Source organism: Thermus aquaticus, assembly GCF_001280255.1.
Taxonomy (GTDB): Bacteria; Deinococcota; Deinococci; order Deinococcales; family Thermaceae; genus Thermus; species Thermus aquaticus.
The window spans coordinates 868,775-887,108 of record NZ_LHCI01000106.1 but is presented as its reverse complement, the minus strand read 5'-3'; the positions used below and the strand labels follow the sequence as shown (position 1 = coordinate 887,108).

Here is an 18,334-nt window from a genome sequence, read left to right as displayed (position 1 = left end):
GTGAGAGAAGCCCTGCAGGAACTAAAGGCCACCAAGGGGGTTCGGGTGGCCGCGCTCCTCAGCGAGGACGGCTTCGTGGTGGAAGAGGTACGGGAGGAGGGGGCCCCCGATCCCAGCCTCCTCTCCGCCCGGGCGGCCACCGTCCTGGGCACCGCCAAGGCCCTGGGCCAGACCCTGGGCCAGGAGGGTCTAGAGGAGGTCATGGTAGAGTACCCGGAGGGGGTGCTCCTCCTGGCTCCGCTACCCGGCCACCACCTGCTCCTCTTTCTGGACGGGGTGCGGAGCCTGGGCCGGGCGCGGTTGGCCTTAAAGCGAGCGCTGCCCCAGATCACGGAGGCCTTAGCATGAACGAGCTGAAGCTGGACATCCAGATTGACAAGGACACCGCCATCGGCCGCTACACCAACCTGGCCCTCATCGCCCACACCAAGAACGAGTTCATCCTGGACTTCGCCCTTCTCCAGCCCCAGGGCGGGGCCCTGGTGGTGAGCCGCATCATCACCAGCCCCCAGCACGCCAAGGCCCTCCTCAGGAGCCTGGCGGAAAACGTAGCCCGCTACGAAGAGACCTTCGGCCCTATCCCGGAGCCAATAGCGGAAAACCAGGCCTAGAGGTTTTCCCGCCACCAGTCCAGGTAGGCCCTGAGCCGGGCTACTCGGCGGTCGGGCCTGCCGGAGCGGGAAAGCTCGTGCCCCTCCTCGGGCACCCGGAAAAAGCGGGTCTTCACCCCCAGGTGGAGGAGGGCCGTGTACCAGGCCTCCCCCTGGTCTATGGGGCAGCGGTGGTCCTGCTCGGCATGCACCACCAGGGTGGGGGTCTTCACCTGGTGGGCCAGGCGCAGGGGGCTTTTCTCCCACAGGACCTCAGGGGCCTCCCAAGGCGTGGCGAAAAGCTCCAGGAAGGTGAAGCGGGGGCCGATATCGCTGGCCCCAAAGAAGCTAAACCAGTTGCAGATGCTCCGGTCGGTCACCGCCGCCCGGAAGCGATGGGGGTGGCGGGCGGTGAGCCAGTTCACCATGTACCCCCCGTAGCTTCCCCCCGCCACCCCCACCCGCTCAGGGTCCAGGGGGAAGCGGGCCAGGACGTGGTCCAAAAAGCCCAGGAGGTCCTCCTCGTCCCGCTCCCCCCAGGCCCCTTCCAGGAGGGCGTAGTCCTGGCCGTAGCCCGTGGAGCCCCTGGGGTTGGCGAAGGCCACGGCGTAGCCTGCCTTCTGGAACAGGGCCAGCTCCAGCATGGGGGCCCGGCCGAAGGCGGTGTGGGGCCCCCCGTGGATGTAGAGGATCAAGGGGTGGGGGCCTTCCCCTTCCGGCAGGAGGACAAAGCCCGGGACCACGTGCCCCCTGGGGCTTTCCCAGGCCGTGTAAAGGGGTTCGGGCAGGGCAAGCCCCTCGTTGGGGTCCAGGGTTCCCAAAGGCCCCTCCAGCCGGGCCGGGCGGGTGAAGTCCTCGGTGAGGAGGAAAAGCCCCTTCTCCGTCTTGGCGAAGGCCAGGACGCTCCCCCCCGCGGGCAGGGCCTCGGCCCGCCCGTCCAAGCCCACCCGGCAGAGCCTGGCCTCCCCCGCCTCCGTGCGCACCAGATAGACCCCGTCTTCCCCCCACCTGGGCCCCTGGGCGTGGGCGCCAAAACGCAGGTCCGAGTTGATGGAGTTCCCTAGGCTCCCCTCCAGGAGGACCCGGGCCCTTCCCTCCTGGAGGTGGTAGAGCCTGGCCTCCGTCCCCCCGCCCCGCTCAAAGGCGTGGCCCAGGAAGAAGAGGCCTTCCGGGCTCCACTCCAGGGCCTGGATGGGGCCCACGCCCCCGTAGACCTTCCTCAGGCCCCCCTCCTCCAGGAGGAAAAGGGTGTCCCGCCCCTCCCTCTGGGCCTTCAGGTCCTCGGGCATCACCAGGTAAAGGCCTTCGGGGGCGAAGACCATCTCCTTGGGGGCGGGGTAGCGGGAGAGGAGAAGGCGCTTCTCCCCGTCTTTTAGGAGGTAAAGGGCCACCTGCCCCTCGGGAAGGAGCCCCTTGCCGTCAAACTTGAAGGGCCAGCCCTCAAAGACCCGGGGGGTTCCCGGCCTGGGGGCCTCCTTAAGGGCCAGGAAGGCCACCTGGCCCTGGGGGCCCAGGGCGTAGTCCAGAACCCCCGCCGTCTCGGTGAGCCTTTCCGCCTCCCCGCCCCGAAGGTCCAGCCGGAAGAGCTCCTGGCCTTCCCCCACCCTGCGCAGGAAGTAGACGTGAGGGGCCTGGTAGCGGGGCTTTCTGGCCTCCTCCTGGGTGAGGAAGCGCAAGGTGCCGTCGTAAAGGGCCAGGCGGGTGCGGTAGCGGGGCGGATCGCCCTCCACGATGTCCGTGAGGAGGAAAAGGGGCAATCCCTCAGGGCCGGGCGTGAGGTCGGAGAGGAAGCGAAACCTGTAAAGGATTTCCGGTTCCATGCCCCCATGATACTGACCGGTCATTCGCCCGCAAGGGGCGCCCTTTTCCGGTAAGCTGGCCCCGTGGACCGGGACGAGCTGGTGCGCTACCTGAACGGGTACCTGGACCTCGAGGCCTTCCCCCAGGACCCCTCCCTCAACGGCCTGCAGGTGGAGGGGAAGCCCCGGGTGACCAAGGTGGGGGCGGCGGTGGACGCGGGCGAGGCCATCTTCCGCAAGGCCCTGGAGGAGGGGGTGGACTTCCTCCTGGTCCACCACGGCCTCTTCTGGGGCCGGCCCTTCCCCATCGTGGGCCACCACAAAAGGCGGCTTGCGCTCCTCTTCCAGGGGGGGATCAACCTCTACGCCGCCCACCTGCCCCTGGACGCCCACCCGGAGGTGGGCAACAACTTCGTCCTGGCCCGGGACCTGGGGCTTCTGGACCTGACCCCCTGGGACGTGGGGGTGAGGGGGCGGTTTCCCCTGCCCACCCCCCTCCTCCAGGTGGCCGACCGCCTGGGCCAGCTGACCGGGATGCAGCCCCTGGTGCACCAGGGGGGACTGGACCAGGTGGAGACGGTCATCATCGTCTCGGGCTCGGGCACGGGCCTCCTTCCTAAGGTGGACGCCGACCTCTTCATCACCGGCGAGCCCAAGCACGCCGTCTTCCACGAGACCTTTGAGCGGGGCCTCAACGTCATCTACGCCGGGCACTACGACACGGAGACCTTCGGGGTCAAGGCGTTGGCCCAACACCTTTACGAGCGCTTTGGCCTCCCCTGGGTCTTCCTGGACCACCCCACGGGGCTTTAGATGGCGGGCCTCTTCCTGACCCTCGAGGGCCTGGACGGAAGCGGCAAGTCCACCCAGGCGAAGCTTCTCGCCGCCTTCCTGGAGGGGAGGGGCCTTCCGGTGGTCCTCACCCGGGAGCCCGGCGGGGGGCTTCCTGGGGTGCGGGACCTCCTCCTTAGAGGGGAACTCTCCCCGGAGGCGGAGTACCTCCTCTTCAGCGCCGACCGGGCGGAGCACGTGCGCAAGGTGATCCTCCCTAGCCTCGAGGCTGGGGCTTGGGTGGTCTCCGACCGCTACCTGGACTCCAGCCTGGCCTACCAGGGCTTTGGCCGGGGCCTCCCCCTCCCCTGGCTTCTGGAGGTGGCCAAGGAGGCCACGTTGGGCCTCACCCCCCGCCTCACCTTCCTCCTGGACCTCCCCCCGGAGGAGGCCCTAAGGCGGGTGAAGGACCCCGACCGCCTGGAGCGGGAAGGCCTCGCCTTCTTCCAAAGGGTGCGGGAGGGCTACCTCTTCCTGGCCAAGGAGGAGCCCCACCGCTTCGTGGTCCTGGACGCCACCGAGAGCGTGGAGGCCGTGGCCCAGAGGATCCAGGCCCACCTCCTCCCCCTTCTGCCATAATGGCCCCATGGCCCCCCTCCGCGCCGCCTTAAGTGCCCGCACGTTGGTTTTGCGACATAGGGTGCCCAAGCCGGGGCTGTGGAAGGGCTTTTCTGGGGTCCCCACCGCGGCAAAGGCCGCGGTGGGGTACCTAGCCCTGGGCCTCTTCCTCTTGGCCCTGGCCCAGGGCCTGACCTTTCCCAAGAGCACCCTCTACGTGGAGCAGGGGGGAAAGCGCCACTTCCTCAAGGTGGAGGTGGCCGACACCCCCGAGCGCCAGGCCCAAGGCCTCATGTTCCGCAAGGCTTTGCCTGAGGACGAGGGCATGGTCTTCCTCTTCCCCGCCCCCACGGCGGGGGGGTTCTGGATGAAGAACACCCTGATCCCCCTCTCCATCGCCTTCTTTGACCGCCAGGGGGTGATCCTCCGCATCCTGGACATGGAGCCCTGCCGAGCCGACCCCTGCCCCGTCTACTACCCCGGGGTGGTCTACCAGGGGGCCCTGGAGGTCAACCAGGGCTGGTTCCGCCGCCGAGGCCTCAAGGAGGGAGCTAGGGTGGGGGGCGAGGCCCTCAAGCTCTGGCCCAAGCCGTGGAACGAAACCCCCTCTTCCCCCTAGCCGCCTTCGCCCTCCTCATCCTCCTCTCGGTCTTCTCCCTATTGGGCTACCTCCTGGCGGCCAGGCGCTACCCCGGGCCGCCCCCGCCCACAGGGATTTTGGTGGAGACGGAGGAGGGCCCCCGCCTCCTCAAGGGCCGCTTGGCCCGCACCCCCGAGGCCTGGGCCCGGGGCCTGGGCCTGCGGCAGGAGGGCCTCGAGGCCCTCCTCTACCTCTTCCCCGAGGCCACGGACGCCCCCTTCAGCGCCGAGGGGTACCGCTTCCCCGTAGTGGTGGCCTTCCTGGACGGGGAGGGGCGGGTCCTCAAAGTGGCCCACCTGCGGCCCGGGGAGAGCGTGAGCCCCGGCACCGCCTACCGGGGGGTCCTGGAGGTGCGGGAGGGCCTCCTCGCCCTACGCCCCGGGGACCGGGTAGCCCCTAGCGGGACGGCCTCTCCAGGCCCCTGAGGTCCAGGAGGAAGTTCCCCGTGGAGGGGACGAAGACCGTCTGCACCCCGGGGGCCAGCTTCTCGGCGAAGGTGAGCTGGACCACCTCGGGGGCGTTCTTCAGGGCCCGGCCCCTGAGCTCAATGGCCTTGGCCTCGCCTTCAGCCCGAAGGATCGCGGCGTCCCGCTCCCCCTTGGCCTCAATGACCCGGCGCTCGGCGGCGATCTCCGCCTGCTTGCGGCGGTTGATCTCAATCTGCACCTGCTGCTCGGCGGTCTGCTTCTCCTCAATGACCTTGGCCACGGCCTCGGGGATGCGGATCTCCCGCAGGAGGACGGAGATTAGCTCAATGTGGTACTGGCGGAGGGTTTCCTCGAGGCCCTGGATCACCGAGGTCTCCAGGGCGGTGCGCTGGGTGCTGATGAGCTCGGCGGCGTTGAAGAGACCCACGGCGTCCCGCACCTTGGAGCGCACCTGGGGCACGATCAGGGTCTCCAGGTACCCTGGCCCCACCTCCTGGTGGAGTTTAGGGGCCCGGTCCTTGAGGATCCGGTACTGGACCGTCACGTCCACCCCGATCTCCAGGCCCTCCTTGGAGCGGGCCCGAATGGAGGTGTCCGCCCGCCTCTCTCCCTCGTGGGGGGCGGAAAGGGTCACCTCTTTGACGCGGGCATCGTAGAGGACCACCTGCTGCAGTCCCGGCACCACGAAGTGGACCCCCTCGTAAAGGGGCCTGTCCTGGACCCCCCTCAGGATGTTGAAGACCCCCCCCACGTGCCCCGCCGGCACCACCACAAAGCTGTTGGCCAGAAGGAGGAGCAAACCCCCAAGCCCCAGGAGGGACGGGGCCAGGCGCCTCCTTGGGGTGAAGAGGAGGCCCACCCCCAGGAGGATCAAGACAAGGCTCACCAGGTTCAGCATGAAAAAAGTATAAGGCCTGGGGCTAACCCCAGGCCCCCGGCGAAAGGCCCTACTCCTTCTTTTCCGAAGACTCCGACTTTTCCGAAGACTCCGACTTTTCCGAGCCCTTCTTGGCGTAGTCCTTCACGTGCCAGCCCGAGCCCTTGAAGATGATGGCGGGCGGGGTGATGACCCGCTTCAAGGGCTCCCCCGTCTCCGGGTGCGCCTTGAGGGGCTCATCGTGGAAGCCCTGCTCAAACTCGTAGTAGTTTCCGGTTTCCAGGCCCTTGTACACGTAGACCGGCATACCCTTACCCTCCTCCCGCCATTCTGACACTCAAAGCCATTGAGTGTCAAGGCCCCCGAGTGGTACCCTCCCCCCGTGGACAAAGCCGCCCTCAGGCGCTGGGCCCGCCGCGTCTGGCGCTCCCTGGACCGGAAGGCCCTGGCCGAGGAGGTCCTGAAGGCCCTCCTCCCCTGGCTAAGGGCCCGGGGCTTCGGGAACATCCTCCTCTACCACCCCCTTCCCCACGAGCTGGACCTCACCCCCCTCCTCGAGGGCTACCCCGCCCGCTACTACCTGCCCAAGGTGGCGGGGCAGGGGCTTACCGTTCACCCCTTTGGCCCCCTGGCCCCGGGGCCCTTTGGCCTCCTGGAGCCCACCACCCCCCCCGTGGACCCCGGGGTCCTGGACCTGGTGGTGGTGCCAGGCCTGGCCTTTGACCGGGAGGGGTACCGCCTAGGCCACGGCCAGGGCTACTACGACCGCTTCCTGGCCTCGGTGCGGGCGGAAACCCTGGGGGTGGTGCCGGAGGCCCTCCTCCTTCCCCGCCTGCCCAGGGACCCCTGGGATGTGCCCGTGGCCCACCTAGCCAGCGAAAGGGGGGTTTGGCCCGTCGCCTGAAGCCGGCTTTGGTGCTAGACTCACCCCATGCGGGGAGCCCTTCTGGACCGGGACGGGGTGCTCCTCCTTCTGGACGAGGAAGCCCTTTACAAAAAGGCCCTGGAGCTGGCCGCTTATGGAGCGGGGCTTGAGCGGAGCCTGGCCGTCCTGGCCCGGGGGATGCGGACCCTGGAGGAGGCGGTGCGGAGCCTAGCGGTGAGGACCCTGGAGGAGGAGGAGGCCCTCTGGCGCCGCCTGGTGGCCGAGGCGGCCGAGGCGCTTAACCTTCCCCAGGAGCGCCTCCTGCCCTGGCGCTACTACCGCTTCATGAAGCGGGCCCCGGGAGCGGAGGCCCTCCTACGGGCCCTCAAGGCCAGGGGCCTAAAAATCGGGGTCCTCTCCAACACCCTGCCCAGCCTCCAAGAGAGCCTGGCCCACCACGGCCTGGCCCATTACGTGGAGGGGTTCTTCGCCTCCACCTCGCTCGGGGTGGCCAAGCCCAACCCCGAGGCCTTTCTCCTGGCCCTAAAGGCCATGGGCCTGAAGCCCGAGGAGACCCTTTACCTGGACGACGACCCAGAAAACGTGGAGGCCGCCCGGAGGCTGGGCCTCCGAGCGGAGGTGTACGCCTACCAAAGAGCGCTGGGGAGCTGAAACCGAACCAGCTTCCCCTCCACCACGGTGAGGAGGCGGTCCTTACCCTCCAAAGCGACCCCGTTAGCCCCTTTCAAAGGAAGCTCGGCCAGGAGCACCTTGGTCACCGGCCTCACCGGCAAAGGCGTGCGCTCCTCCAAGCCGCCCTCATCCCAGGTGGTGAAGGCGATATCCTCCCCGGCGTTCAGGTTGAGGCGGTAAAGAAGCGCCCGGTCACCGCCCTCCTCCAAGACCAGCAGGTTCTTGGGCTCCGGCCACGCTACCCCCACTACCCGGTTGCCAGGCTGGTCTAGAAGGTAAACGTATTCCGCATAAAGGCCCACCGGGCTGGACAGGAGCAGGGCCAGGCGCACCACCCGGCTCTGGCAGTCGCAGAGGGGCTCGGCGCTGACCAAAAGAAGGTAGTTCCCCGAGGGGTCCAAGGTCAGGTGCCCGGAACGCATGCGGCGGAAGACGGCGGGCAACACCTCCTTACCCCCTCCCTGCCCCAAGGGAACGTACCGGTTCTTTCCGTCCTCCAAGGCCCCTCCCACAAGGCGCCATGGCGGCAGAACCGCGTCCCCAGAACCCGGACCCAGTTCCTTCACCCCCTCAGGGGCTAGGGAGTACACCTTCTCCCCCAACGCCACCACCTGGCCCCGCATCATCCCCACCCACCGGGCAGCCAGGTCCAAGGTCTCTGCAGAGGAACCGGAAGGCAAAGCTTCTGGAGCCTTGGCGGGCTGGGGGACCTGCTGGGCCTTCTCAGCTTGCCTGGGGGAGCTGCGGCGCGCCTCCACCCACGGCTTCAGGGCGGCCAAGGCCATGGCCAGCTGGTAGCGGTTCACCACCGCATTCAGCCCGAAGGAGCCATCGGGATTCAGGGCCATCAAGCCTAAGCCCACCACCTTGCGCACAGCGGAAGCCGCCCAGTGGTCCTTGGGCACGTCCCAGGGTAAAGGCGCCTCCTTGTCCGCGCCCAGCCGCTCGGCCAGGCGGGCCAGCACCACCGCCAAGGCCGCCCGGGTCAGGGGCTCCTGGCCGCGAAAGGTGCCGTCGGGGTAACCGGCCACCAGCCCCCAGGTGACCGCCAGGGCCAGGGGCTCCAGGACCCAGTGGCCCGGGGGGACGTCCTTGAAGGCCACAGGCTTGGCCTCCACCCCAAGGTCCCGCAAAACCCGCCCCAAAGCGCCCGCCAGCTGGTAGCGGTTCAGGGGCTCCTGACCCCGGAAGGTGCCATCGGGGTAGCCCTGAAGCCAGCCAGCCTGCGCCACCTCCTCCACCTGCTCGGCCAGGGGCCCAGGAGGAATATCGGAAAAAGCGGCCCAGGCCCAGCCGCCCACCGCCAGCAACACACCCACGCTCCAACTCAGCTTCATAAACGCCCCCCGTCCAAAATACCCAGGTGGGCTGGAACCCGTAAAGCCCTGGGCGCTTCGGGCTACAGCACCGGGAGCTCGGCCACGGTGAGGACCTCGAGGCCCGGAGTCCCCTGCCGGAAGGCGGCGATGCGGGCCACCACGTGCCCCCCGGCCCGGAGGACCACCTTCTCCATGGCCTTCATGGTCTCCCCGCTGGAGACCACGTCGGAGATCAGGGTCACCTTCTGGTTAAGGAGCTTCTCGGCGAAGCGGCGGTCCAGCCAGAGGACCTCCCCCACCCCCAGGGTCAGGGTCTCCACCTCCTGGATGATGGGGTCCTCCATGTAGGGGCGGCGCCGCCTCCTGGCCACCACGTAGGGGAGGCCCATCTCCTCCGCCAGGACGTGGGTGAGGGGGATGGGGCTGGTCTCGGTGGTGAAGAGGACCTCGGTGTCCTTGGGCACCAGGGGCTTTAGGGCCTCGGCCGCCGCCCGCACCAGCTCCGGGTCCCCCAGAAACTCCACCAGGGGAATGCGCCGCCCGGGAAGGGGCTCAATGAGGGGCACGTGCCGGGTGACGCCGCCGATCGTGATGGGATAGGTTTCCATACCGCCCTCCTACTCCGGCTTGAAAAGGGGCAGGTGGCCCAAGGCGATCACGTCCTGGCGGGGCGTGCCCTCGGTGAAGACCGCCAAAACGGCCACCACCTGCCCACCCACGCTCTCTATGAGCTCCCTGAGGCCCGAGAGGGTGGAGCCCGTGGAGACCACGTCGTCCACGATGGCCACCTTTTTCCCCCGGATCAGGGGGACGTCAGCCCCGTCCAGCACCAGAAGCTGGGGCTTGCCCGTGGTGATGGAGAGGACCTGGCGGCTTATGGGGTTGATCATGTAGGGCTTCTCGGTCTTTCGCGCCACCACGTAGGGCTTGCCGGTGATGCGGGAAAGGGCGTGGGCCAGGGGCACCGCCTTGACTTCGGGGGTGACCAGGGTCTCCGCCTCGGGGGGCAGGCGCTTGGCCAGCTCCTCGGCGGCGGCCTCCGTGAGCTCGGTGTCCCCCAGGAGGTTGAGGAGGGCCACGGCCACATCCGGCCCCACCTGGACGATGGGAAGCTCCCTTCTTACCCCGGCGATCTCCACAGGGTAGGTCCTCACGCCGCCAGTCTATACTGAAGGCATGCTGAGCGCCAAGATAGAGACCCTGGGCGTGGACCCCCAGAACGGTAGCGTGGTGGTCCTCCTCAGGGCGGAGAACGACAAGCTTCTGCCCATCGTCATCGGCCCCCTCGAGGCCCATCACATTATGGTGGCCCTCCAGGGGGAAAAGCCCCCCCGCCCCCTCACCCCGGACCTCCTCCTTTCGGTGATGGACATGCTCCAGGCCAAACTGAAGCGAGTGGAGATCATAGACCTCAAAGACGGCACTTTCTACGCCCGGCTCATCCTGGAGCACCGGGGCATTGAGCTGGAGGTGGACGCCCGCCCCTCCGACGCCATGGCCCTGGCCCTGCGGGCGGGGGCTCCCATCCTTGTGGCGGAGGAGGTGATGGACAAGGCGGGGGTGGAGGAGGCCAGCCTCAAGCCCCACGGGGCCGCAGAGGCCTAGCCCCCCATGACGTGGACGTGTACGTGGAAGACCTCCTGCCCCCCCTTTTCCCCCACGTGCACCTGGACCTTGTAGCCCTCCAGGCCCAGAAGCCGGGCCACCCGGTTGGCGGTTCGGAACAGGGCCCCCAGCTTCCTCTCCCCCACCTCGTCGTCGGGGTAGTCGGAGAGCTTCGCCACATGCTCCTTGGGCACCACCAGGACGTGGACCGGGGCCCGGGGGCGGATGTCGTGGAAGGCCACGAAGCCCTGGTCCTCGTAGACCTTTCTGGCGGGAAGCTCCCCGGCGATGATGCGGCAGAAGACGCAGTCCATGGGACCATTCTAGCGGGCCAGGGGCAGGGCGGGAGAGGCCTTTTCCCTGACCTCCACCACCCGCCCGAGGAGGGTGTACCCCTCCACCCCCTCCACCGCCATCAAGATCGTCTCGCCGGGGAGGGCCTGGCCCTCGAGGCGGGCCTCGTAGTAGTCCGGGGTGTGGCCCAGGAGGAACCCGCCCTGCCTCCTTTCCACCAGGACCTCCACCTCTCCCCCCAGCTTGGGCCTTATGCGCTCCTCCGCCAGGCGCTGGGCCAGGGCGATGAGCTCCCGGGTGCGGCGCTTTCTCACCTCTATGGGCACCTGGGGCATGGAGGCGGCCCTGGTCTTGGGCCTGGGGGTGTAGGTGAAGGCGTGGACCCGGGTGGGCCTGAGCTCCTCCAGAAAGGCCATGGTCTCCCGGTGCTCCTCCTCGGTCTCCGTGGGCAGGCCGGCGATCACGTCGGTGGTGAGGGCGAAGCCGGGAATGAGCTCGTAGGCCCTCTGGACCAGGGCCCGGTAGTAGGCCTTATCGTAGCGGCGGCCCATGAGCTTGAGGAGGCGGTCCGAGCCCGTCTGCAGGGAGAGGTGGAGGTGGGGGCGGACCTCTGGGGCGTAGCGGGCGATGACCCTTAGGAGCTCTTCCCCCGTGTCCTCGGGCTCAATGGAGGAAAGGCGCACCTTGGCCCCCAGGTGGTAGAGGTCCTCCACCAGGCCCGCCAGGCCCCTGGGGTGGCCCCGGTAGCTCCCGAGGCGCACCCCGGTGAGGACGATCTCCTTGATGCCCACACGGAGGAGGGCCTCGGCTTCGGCCAGGGCTTCCCGGTAGTCCCGGTGCCTTTCCTTGCCCCTAAGCCTAGGGATGATGCAGTAGGCGCACCCCGCCTGGCACCCGTCCTGCACCTTGAGGAAGGCCCGGACCCGGCTATTCAAAAGCCCCCGCTCCCCCGCCCCCCAGAACTCGTTGGGCGGGGTGGTGATGGGGTCCGAGGGCAGGCCGAAGCGTTCCAGAATCACCTTGGGAAGCTCGGCCTTGCGGGCGTTGGGCACCACGGCGTCCGCCCCCAGGGCCTCTACCTCCTCGGGGGAAAGCTCGGCGTAGCAGCCGGTGACCACGATGAAGGCCTCGGGGTTGTGCCGCCTGGCCCGGCGGATCTCCTTGCGGGCGTCGGCCTCGGCGGTGGTGGTGACGGCGCAGGTGTTGATGACCACCAGGTCCGCCCCCCCGGCCTCCACAGGCACCACCTCCGGCTCCAGAGCCTTGAGGAAGCCCAGGAGGGCCTCGGTCTCCACCTGGTTCACCTTGCACCCCAGGGTGCGGAAAGCGGCGCGCATCCTTCCCATTCTGGTAGGCTTGGGGAGTCCCGTCAATGTGAGCCCCCCCACTTGCCATGAAAGCCCAATAGGTTGTACCATCTTCCCCGCTAGCCCCAAGATATGGGGGGATAAGGAGGGTTATGGAGCGCCATTTCTTTGACGAGCACGCCCAGGCCATCGCCAAAAGGCAGTACCTGCAACCCGGGGACGGGGACATCCTGGGCATGTTCCGCCGCGTGGCCCGGGAGATCGCCAAGCCCGAAAAGCCCGAGGAAAGGGCCTACTGGGAGGAGAAGTTCTACGAGCTCATGAGCACGAAGCGCTTCTCCCCCGGCGGGCGCATCCTGGCGGGGGCGGGCACGGCCCACGGCAACCTTCTCAACTGCTTCGTCCAGGGAGCCACCGAGAACCCTCCGGAGAGCTTCGCCGGCATCATGGAGGTGGCCAAGAAGCTGGCCCTGGTCACCAAGGTGGGGGGCGGGAACGGGGTCAACCTGGACCCCTACCGCTCCAAGGGAAAGCGCAAGCGTCGGGAGGTGCGGGGGGTGGCCTACCTCTCGGCGGAGCACCGGGACCTCGAGGACTTCATCCGGGGCCTCATGCGCCCCCCCACCAACCCCGAGGGGGAAAAGGAGGAGATCGCCCTCAAGAACTTCACCCGGGTGGTCTACGGGGAGCTTTCGCCAAAGATGCGGGCCCTGGCGGAGCGCTACGGGGTGTTGGTGGTCAAGGAACCCCCCAAGGAGCGCATCCTGGTGCCCGACGACATGGGGGGGATCGTGGAGGCGGCCAAGGAGGCGGCCGCCCTGGCCCGCCAGGGCCTCACCCCCCACGTGGACTTCTCCCTCCTAAGGCCCGAAGGGGCCCCCATCCGGGGAAGCGGTGGGACGAGCTCCGGCCCCGTGAGCTTCCTCCTGGAGATCTTTGACAACTTCCTGGAGTGGGCCGCCCTGGGCGCCGAGGAGGCGGGCCCTGTGGCCACCCTGCGCTACGTCTACGCGCCGGTGCTCCGGGTGGTGCGGCAGGGGGGAACCCGCAGGGGCGCGGGGATGGCCACCCTGGCCATTGACCACCCCGACCTCCTGGACTTCCTCACCGCCAAGGACCTGGACCGGGAAAAAGCCGAAGGGGACATCTCCACCTTCAACATCTCCGTCTTGGTCACCGAGGCCTTCATGCGGGCCTTGGAAGAGGATGCCCTTTGGCCTGTGACCCCCGTGGAGGTCCCCGGCAAGTACTACCCCTACCCCCTCGAGGGCCCCTACACCGGGGAGATCCCCAAGCTGCCGGAGCGGGAGGACGGGGCCAAGGCTATCCCCCTCTACGGGGGCAAGGTGCCCGCCAGGTGGCTCTGGCATGAGATCGCCTGGCACGCCTGGGCCACGGGGGAGCCGGGCCTCATCTTCATAGACCGCATCAACGAGCTTTCCGCCCTGAAGGGGCTTGGGCCCCGCTACCAGATCCGCTCCACCAACCCCTGCTTCGTGGGCTCCACCCGCATCCCCACCGAGTTCGGCCTGGTGCCCATTGAGGAGCTGGCCAAGAAGGGGGAAAGCTTCTTCCTGGTCACCGACCGCCGGGCTCCCTACGGCGGCCTAGGCCTCCCCCAGACCGCCCAGGGCACGGTGGTGCGCAAGGCGGCCCGGGCCTTTTACACCGGGGTCAAGCCCGTGGTGCGCCTCACCACCCGGGAGGGCCTGGAGCTCACCCTCACCCCGGACCACCTCCTTCTGACCCCGGAGGGCTACCGGGAAGCGGGAAGCCTGAAGCCCGGGGACCGGATCCTGGTGCAAAGCGGCGAGGGGCTCTTCCCCAAAGAGGAGGCCCTGCCCGCCGCGGTCCTCGAGGTGGTCCAGGAGCGGGTAGCCACCGCGGGAGGCCGAGGCCGCGCCCACGTCCGGGCCCAGTACAGCCACCTCCCCACCCGCTGGAGCCGGGAGCTCGGGGTGGCCCTGGGCTGGCTCTTGGGGGACGGCTACCTGCGCGAAGACGGGGTGGGCTTCTACTTCTCCCGGCAGGACTTTGCCCAGGTGGCCTGGCTTCCCGACCTCCTTCAGGACTGGTTCGGGGGCGGAAGCCTCCAGGAAACCCACTCCAACACCTACCACCTCCACTTTAAGCGCATCCCGGCGGAGTTCTTCCAGGCCCTGGGGGTCAAGCCGGCCAAGGCCACGGAAAAGCGGGTGCCGGAAAGCCTCTTCCGGGCCCCCCGGGAGGCGGTGGTGGGCTTCCTCCAGGGCCTCTTCAGCGCCGACGGCTCCGTGCAGATCAACCCCGGCAAGCAGGACGCCACGGTGCGCCTGGCCTCCTCCAGCAAGGGCCTTCTGCAGGATGTCCAGCTTCTCCTCCTCAACCTGGGCATCTACGGCAGGATCCACAAGCGGCGGGAAGCGGGGCAGAAGGAGCTTCCCGATGGCAGGGGCGGGCTCAAGGCCTACCCCGTGGCCGCCCAGTACGAGCTCATCCTGGGCGCCGAGAACAGGGACCTTTTCGCCGAGATCGTGGGCTTTCTGCAGGAGGAAAAGCAGGCCAAACTCCTGGCCTTTTTGCAGGATCGGCCTAAAGGAAGCTACCACAAGCCCTTCCTGGCTACGGTGGTCGGCGTGGAGCCCGCCGGCGAGGCCCCTGTTTACGACCTCACCGAACCCGTTACCCACAGCCTCATAGCAAATGGGATAGTTGCACACAACTGCGGTGAAATCCCACTCACCGTGGGCGAACCCTGCGACCTGGGGGCCCTGAACCTGGCGGCCTACGTGAAGGACGGGGCCTTCCAGATGGAAGAGTTCCGCAAGGACATCCACACCGCTATCCGCTTCCTGGACAACGTCCTGGACGTGAACGTCTTCGCCCTCAAGGACAACGAGGAGGCCGCCAAAAGCCTCCGCCGCCTGGGCCTTGGGGTCATGGGCCTGGCTGACGCCCTCATCAAGATGGGCCTCCCCTACGCCTCCGAAGAGGCCAGGGAAAAGGTCTACGAGATCATCTCCGCCATGCGGGAGGAGGCCATCAAGGCCTCGGAAGAGCTGGCGAAGGAAAGGGGAGTCTTCCCCCTCTACGAGGCGCACCGGGAGTACTTCCAGGCCCTGGGGGTGAGGCCAAGGCGCAACGTGGCCGTCCTGACCGTGGCCCCCACGGGGACCACCAGCATGCTCATGGGGGTTTCCTCGGGGATTGAGCCGGTCTTCAGCCCCTTTGTGTGGCGCAGGATCGGCGGCGAGTACAAGCCCCTCCTCCACCCCCTCTTCGTGGAGCTCATGGAGGCCTACCCGCCTGCCCCTGGCTTCGCCAAGGACGGGAGGTGGGACTGGGAGAAGATCGTGGAGGAGATCCAGAAGGACGGGCACGGCTCGGTGCAGAACCTCCCCTTCGTCCCCGAGCCCATCCGGAAGGTCTTCCAGTGCGCCCACGACATCCCGCCCCTGGACCACGTGCGCATGCAGGGGGTTGTGCAGCGGGCCTTCGACGCCGAGGGGTACGCAGGGAATAGCATCTCAAAAACGTGCAACCTGCCCAACCAGGCCTCAGTGGAGGACGTGGAGGAGGCCTACGCCGAGGCCTACCGCGTTGGCTGCAAGGGGATCACCGTGTACCGGGACGGCTCCCGGGAGTTCCAGGTGCTGACGGTGAAGAAGGAGTCCAAGGAGACGGGGAAGGCCAAACCCCAGGAGGCAAGGGCCGAGGAAGCAAAGCTAGAGGAAGCCCCCCCTAGGGCACCTAAAGCGGGGGAGCCCATCTACGAGCGCCCAGGCCGCCTCATGGGCTTCACGGACATGGTCAAGCTCCTCACCCCCGAGGGGGTCAAGCGGAGCTTCCTGGTGACGGTGAACGTCCTCGAGGGCCACCCCATAGAGGTCATCCTCACCTCGGGCAAGGCGGGGGACGAGGCCAACGCCGACTCCGAGGCCCTGGGCCGCGTGGTCTCCATCGCCCTCCAGTACGGGGTGCCCCCGGAGGCCATCATCCGCACCCTGAGGGGCATCAACGGCGGGCTTTACGGCACCTACCAGGGGAGGCTGGTCTCCAGCAAGGCGGACCTGATCGCCGTGGCCCTGGAGACCATCCCCAAGGAGCTTAAGGGCCTAAGCCTTAAGGAAGAGGCCGAGGCGGAGCCCCTGCCCGCCCTCTCCGGGGGCGGCGTGGAGCTCCAGGGGGCAGGCCTCTGCCCCTCCTGCGGGGAGAAGGCCCTGGTGCGGGAGGAAGGCTGCTGGAAGTGCCAGGTGTGCGGCTACAGCAAGTGCGGGTAAAGATCTGCGGCCTCACCCGCCTGGAGGACGCCCTCCTGGCCGAGTCCCTGGGAGCCTGGGCCTTGGGCTTCGTCCTGGCCCCGGGCTCCCCGAGGCGGGTGGACCCAGAGAGGGCCCGGGCCATCTCCCAGGCCCTGGGGCCCTTCGTGGCCCGGGTGGGGGTCTTCCGGGACCAGGGCCCGGAAGAGGTCCTGCGGCTCATGGAAAAGGCCCGCCTCCAGGTGGCCCAGCTCCACGGCCTCGAGCCCCCGGAGTGGGCGGAGCGGGTGGGCGCGTTCTATCCCGTCATCAAGGCCTTCGCCCTGGAAGGCCCCGCCAGGCCGGAGTGGGCCAGCTACCCGGCGAGCGCCCTCCTTCTGGACAGCAAAAACCCAGGAAGCGGCCAGGGCTACCCCAGGGACTGGGCGAGGCCCCTCCTCCAGACCGGCAAGCGGGTCATCCTGGCGGGGGGGATTGGCCCGGAGAACCTGGAGGAGGTCCTGGCCCTGAACCCCTACGGCGTGGACCTGGCCAGCGGCGTGGAGGAGGCCCCCGGGGTCAAGAGCGAGGCTAAGCTGAGGGCGCTTTTCGCCCGTATGATGGGAGGGTGATCGGCAGGCGCCACCCCTACCACCCCCATCTCCTTTCCATGCTGGAAGCGGCCCGCCTGGCCCGGGGCATCCACCTCTACTACCTGGAAAAGGGCTTCACCCAGGGCACCAAGTCGGGGCCCACGGACCTGGTGACCCAGGCGGACCGGGAGTCCGAGGAGGCCATCAAGGAGCTTCTCCTAAGCCGCTTCCCCGAGGCGGGCTTCCTGGGCGAGGAGGGCGGGAGCGAGGGCAGTAAGGCCCTGCGCTTCATCGTGGACCCCCTGGACGGCACGGTCAACTACGCCCACGGCTTCCCCTTCTACGGGGTCTCCCTGGCCCTCGAGGCCGAGGGGGTCATCCAGGCGGGGGTGGTCATGGACACGGCCCGGGGGGAGACCTTCTACGCCCTGAGGGGGGAAGGGGCCTACCTGGACGGGAGGCCCATCCGGGTCACCCAAAGGGCCGAGCTCTTAGGAAGCCTTCTCGCCACGGGCTTCCCCTACGACGTGGCCAAGGACGCCGAGAACCTCATCTACTTTGGGCGGGCCCTCAGGCGGGGGCTTCTGGTGCGCCGCCCGGGGGCCGCCGCCCTGGACCTGGCCTACGTGGCCGCGGGCCGCCTCGAGGGCTTCTGGGAGGTGAAGCTGAACCCCTGGGACGTGGCCGCAGGGTGGCTGTTGGTGGAGGAGGCGGGGGGAAGGGTCACGGACCTGGAGGGGAAGCCCTACCGCCTGGGCCACCGCTACATCGTGGCCACCAACGGCCAAATCCACGAGGCCCTTTTGCAGGCCCTGCTCTCTGACTAAAATCGGGGTATGGACCTCGAGGCCAAGAAGAAAGTCCTGAGGAGCTTCACCTACGGCCTTTACATCCTCACGGCCCAGGACGGAGAGGAGGTGGCGGCGGGCACGGTGAACTGGGTGACCCAGGCCTCCTTCCAGCCCCCCCTCATCGCCCTGGGGGTCAAGGCGGAAAGCCGCCTCCACGCCCTCATTGAGCGCACGGGGAAGCTTTGCCTCATGACCCTGGCCCACGACCAGAAGGGGATCGCCCAGGACTTCTTCAAGCCCACGACCCGGGAGGGGGACCGGCTCAACGGCCACCCCTTTGCGCCCTCCCCCACCTTCGGCCTGCCCCTCCTCACCGAGCTCCCCTACTGGCTGGAGGCCGAGGTGCGCCACCTCTATAAGGGCGGCGACCACAGCCTGGTGGTGGCCCAGGTGGTGGAGGCCGGGGTGCGGTACGAGGCCAGGCCCCTGGTCATGTGGGACACGGGCTGGTTCTACGGGGGCTAAAGGACCACGATCCCCACCTCCCGGCCCTCGGGGAGGAGAAAGGCCCGGAAGCCGTCGGTGCCGAAGATGACGTAGGGCACCCGCCAGCGGGCCTCCTGGAGGTCCGTGGGGCTGGGGAAGGCGGGGCCTTTGGGGTGGGAGTGGTAGATGGCGAGAAGGGCCATCCCCTCCTTCTCCAGGGCCTTCAGGGCCTTGAGGAGGGCCAGGGGCTCGGCCAGGTAGGCGGTTAGGGGGCTGGGGTGGGCGTTGGGCAGGGGGATGACCCGCTCCACCTCCCGCCTCCCCCCCCAGAGGCCCACCCCCTCCTTGGGGAACTCCTGCCTGAGGTGGGCCTGGGTTTCCTCTAGAAGCCTCCTGGGCACGTAGAGCATCCGGGACAATCGCCCCCTTCCTGGCCCTATA

Annotated in this window: 22 protein-coding genes; 13 read left to right on the top strand and 9 right to left on the bottom strand. The window is 68.3% G+C overall.

Annotated elements, in window-relative coordinates; all coding sequences use genetic code 11:
• Entirely contained in the window at positions 1 to 348 is a 348-nt protein-coding gene (locus BVI061214_RS05915; protein WP_053768599.1) for a roadblock/LC7 domain-containing protein, read from the top strand.
• Complete coding sequence (locus BVI061214_RS05910) at positions 345 to 611, top strand: DUF3467 domain-containing protein (RefSeq protein ID WP_003044164.1); 267 nt, start codon at positions 345 to 347, stop codon at positions 609 to 611. Before BVI061214_RS05915 ends, BVI061214_RS05910 begins: the two co-directional genes overlap by 4 nt.
• On the opposite strand, the gene BVI061214_RS05905 is transcribed toward BVI061214_RS05910, so the two are convergent.
• Entirely contained in the window at positions 608 to 2,410 is a 1,803-nt protein-coding gene (locus BVI061214_RS05905; RefSeq protein WP_053767638.1) for a S9 family peptidase, read from the bottom strand. The genes BVI061214_RS05910 and BVI061214_RS05905 overlap by 4 nt on opposite strands.
• 63 nt (positions 2,411 to 2,473) lie before the next feature.
• On the opposite strand from BVI061214_RS05905, the gene BVI061214_RS05900 reads away from it, so the two are divergent.
• The 4 genes from BVI061214_RS05900 to BVI061214_RS05885 are packed head-to-tail and all read left to right on the top strand — an operon-like array spanning position 2,474 to position 4,843.
• Positions 2,474 to 3,202: a Nif3-like dinuclear metal center hexameric protein gene (locus tag BVI061214_RS05900; RefSeq protein ID WP_053767637.1), complete on the top strand. Its 729-nt coding sequence runs from the start codon at positions 2,474 to 2,476 to the stop codon at positions 3,200 to 3,202.
• Entirely contained in the window at positions 3,203 to 3,799 is a 597-nt protein-coding gene (gene tmk / locus BVI061214_RS05895) for a dTMP kinase (RefSeq protein ID WP_053767636.1), read from the top strand.
• A gap of 7 nt (positions 3,800 to 3,806) precedes the next feature.
• Positions 3,807 to 4,397 (top strand): DUF192 domain-containing protein, encoded by a 591-nt coding sequence (locus BVI061214_RS05890; protein ID WP_248841730.1) that lies wholly within the window; start codon positions 3,807 to 3,809, stop codon positions 4,395 to 4,397.
• Complete coding sequence (locus tag BVI061214_RS05885) at positions 4,370 to 4,843, top strand: DUF192 domain-containing protein (protein WP_053767635.1); 474 nt, start codon at positions 4,370 to 4,372, stop codon at positions 4,841 to 4,843. Before BVI061214_RS05890 ends, BVI061214_RS05885 begins: the two co-directional genes overlap by 28 nt.
• Here the strand turns inward: BVI061214_RS05885 and BVI061214_RS05880 are convergent.
• A complete protein-coding gene (locus BVI061214_RS05880) occupies positions 4,815 to 5,744 on the bottom strand; it encodes a prohibitin family protein (RefSeq protein WP_053767634.1) in 930 nt (309 codons plus the stop codon). The two genes, BVI061214_RS05885 and BVI061214_RS05880, sit on opposite strands and share 29 nt — an antisense overlap.
• A gap of 49 nt (positions 5,745 to 5,793) precedes the next feature.
• Positions 5,794 to 6,030, bottom strand: a complete 237-nt coding sequence (locus BVI061214_RS05875; RefSeq protein WP_053767633.1) for an FmdB family zinc ribbon protein — start codon at positions 6,028 to 6,030, stop codon at positions 5,794 to 5,796.
• A gap of 75 nt (positions 6,031 to 6,105) precedes the next feature.
• On the opposite strand from BVI061214_RS05875, the gene BVI061214_RS05870 reads away from it, so the two are divergent.
• On the top strand, positions 6,106 to 6,627 hold the full coding sequence (locus tag BVI061214_RS05870; RefSeq protein WP_053767632.1) for a 5-formyltetrahydrofolate cyclo-ligase: 522 nt from the start codon (positions 6,106 to 6,108) through the stop codon (positions 6,625 to 6,627).
• A 27-nt stretch (positions 6,628 to 6,654) separates the two neighbouring features.
• Positions 6,655 to 7,260 (top strand): HAD family hydrolase, encoded by a 606-nt coding sequence (locus BVI061214_RS05865; protein WP_003044139.1) that lies wholly within the window; start codon positions 6,655 to 6,657, stop codon positions 7,258 to 7,260.
• On the opposite strand, the gene BVI061214_RS05860 is transcribed toward BVI061214_RS05865, so the two are convergent.
• From BVI061214_RS05860 to BVI061214_RS05850, 3 genes are all read right to left on the bottom strand, one after another.
• Positions 7,236 to 8,618, bottom strand: a complete 1,383-nt coding sequence (locus tag BVI061214_RS05860; RefSeq protein ID WP_053767631.1) for an S-layer homology domain-containing protein — start codon at positions 8,616 to 8,618, stop codon at positions 7,236 to 7,238. The two genes, BVI061214_RS05865 and BVI061214_RS05860, sit on opposite strands and share 25 nt — an antisense overlap.
• A 62-nt stretch (positions 8,619 to 8,680) precedes the next feature.
• On the bottom strand, positions 8,681 to 9,208 hold the full coding sequence (locus BVI061214_RS05855; RefSeq protein ID WP_053767630.1) for a type I phosphoribosyltransferase: 528 nt from the start codon (positions 9,206 to 9,208) through the stop codon (positions 8,681 to 8,683).
• 9 nt (positions 9,209 to 9,217) lie between these two features.
• Positions 9,218 to 9,754, bottom strand: coding sequence for a phosphoribosyltransferase family protein (locus BVI061214_RS05850; protein WP_156303229.1), 537 nt, complete (start codon positions 9,752 to 9,754; stop codon positions 9,218 to 9,220).
• Positions 9,755 to 9,776: 22 nt separating this feature from the next.
• Between BVI061214_RS05850 and BVI061214_RS05845 the strand changes: the two genes are divergently transcribed.
• Positions 9,777 to 10,205 carry a bifunctional nuclease family protein gene (locus BVI061214_RS05845; protein WP_053767629.1) on the top strand — a complete coding sequence of 143 codons (429 nt, stop codon included), beginning with the start codon at positions 9,777 to 9,779 and terminating at the stop codon, positions 10,203 to 10,205.
• Here the strand turns inward: BVI061214_RS05845 and BVI061214_RS05840 are convergent.
• Positions 10,202 to 10,519, bottom strand: coding sequence for a histidine triad nucleotide-binding protein (locus BVI061214_RS05840; protein WP_003044123.1), 318 nt, complete (start codon positions 10,517 to 10,519; stop codon positions 10,202 to 10,204). The genes BVI061214_RS05845 and BVI061214_RS05840 overlap by 4 nt on opposite strands.
• A gap of 9 nt (positions 10,520 to 10,528) precedes the next feature.
• A complete protein-coding gene (locus BVI061214_RS05835) occupies positions 10,529 to 11,836 on the bottom strand; it encodes a MiaB/RimO family radical SAM methylthiotransferase (protein ID WP_053767628.1) in 1,308 nt (435 codons plus the stop codon).
• A gap of 122 nt (positions 11,837 to 11,958) precedes the next feature.
• Between BVI061214_RS05835 and BVI061214_RS05830 the strand changes: the two genes are divergently transcribed.
• Genes BVI061214_RS05830 through BVI061214_RS05815 form a run of 4 tightly spaced genes read left to right on the top strand, consistent with a single transcriptional unit; the run spans position 11,959 to position 17,932 of the window.
• On the top strand, positions 11,959 to 16,065 hold the full coding sequence (locus tag BVI061214_RS05830) for an intein-containing adenosylcobalamin-dependent ribonucleoside-diphosphate reductase (RefSeq protein WP_053767627.1): 4,107 nt from the start codon (positions 11,959 to 11,961) through the stop codon (positions 16,063 to 16,065).
• Positions 16,056 to 16,655, top strand: coding sequence for a phosphoribosylanthranilate isomerase (locus BVI061214_RS05825; RefSeq protein ID WP_053767626.1), 600 nt, complete (start codon positions 16,056 to 16,058; stop codon positions 16,653 to 16,655). The genes BVI061214_RS05830 and BVI061214_RS05825 overlap by 10 nt, the downstream gene beginning before the upstream one ends.
• A complete protein-coding gene (locus tag BVI061214_RS05820; RefSeq protein ID WP_003044112.1) occupies positions 16,652 to 17,443 on the top strand; it encodes an inositol monophosphatase family protein in 792 nt (263 codons plus the stop codon). The genes BVI061214_RS05825 and BVI061214_RS05820 overlap by 4 nt, the downstream gene beginning before the upstream one ends.
• Positions 17,444 to 17,452: 9 nt before the next feature.
• Positions 17,453 to 17,932 (top strand): flavin reductase family protein, encoded by a 480-nt coding sequence (locus tag BVI061214_RS05815; protein ID WP_053767625.1) that lies wholly within the window; start codon positions 17,453 to 17,455, stop codon positions 17,930 to 17,932.
• On the opposite strand, the gene BVI061214_RS05810 is transcribed toward BVI061214_RS05815, so the two are convergent.
• Complete coding sequence (locus BVI061214_RS05810; RefSeq protein WP_211256778.1) at positions 17,929 to 18,303, bottom strand: M67 family metallopeptidase; 375 nt, start codon at positions 18,301 to 18,303, stop codon at positions 17,929 to 17,931. The two genes, BVI061214_RS05815 and BVI061214_RS05810, sit on opposite strands and share 4 nt — an antisense overlap.
• Positions 18,304 to 18,334: the final 31 nt, after the last annotated feature.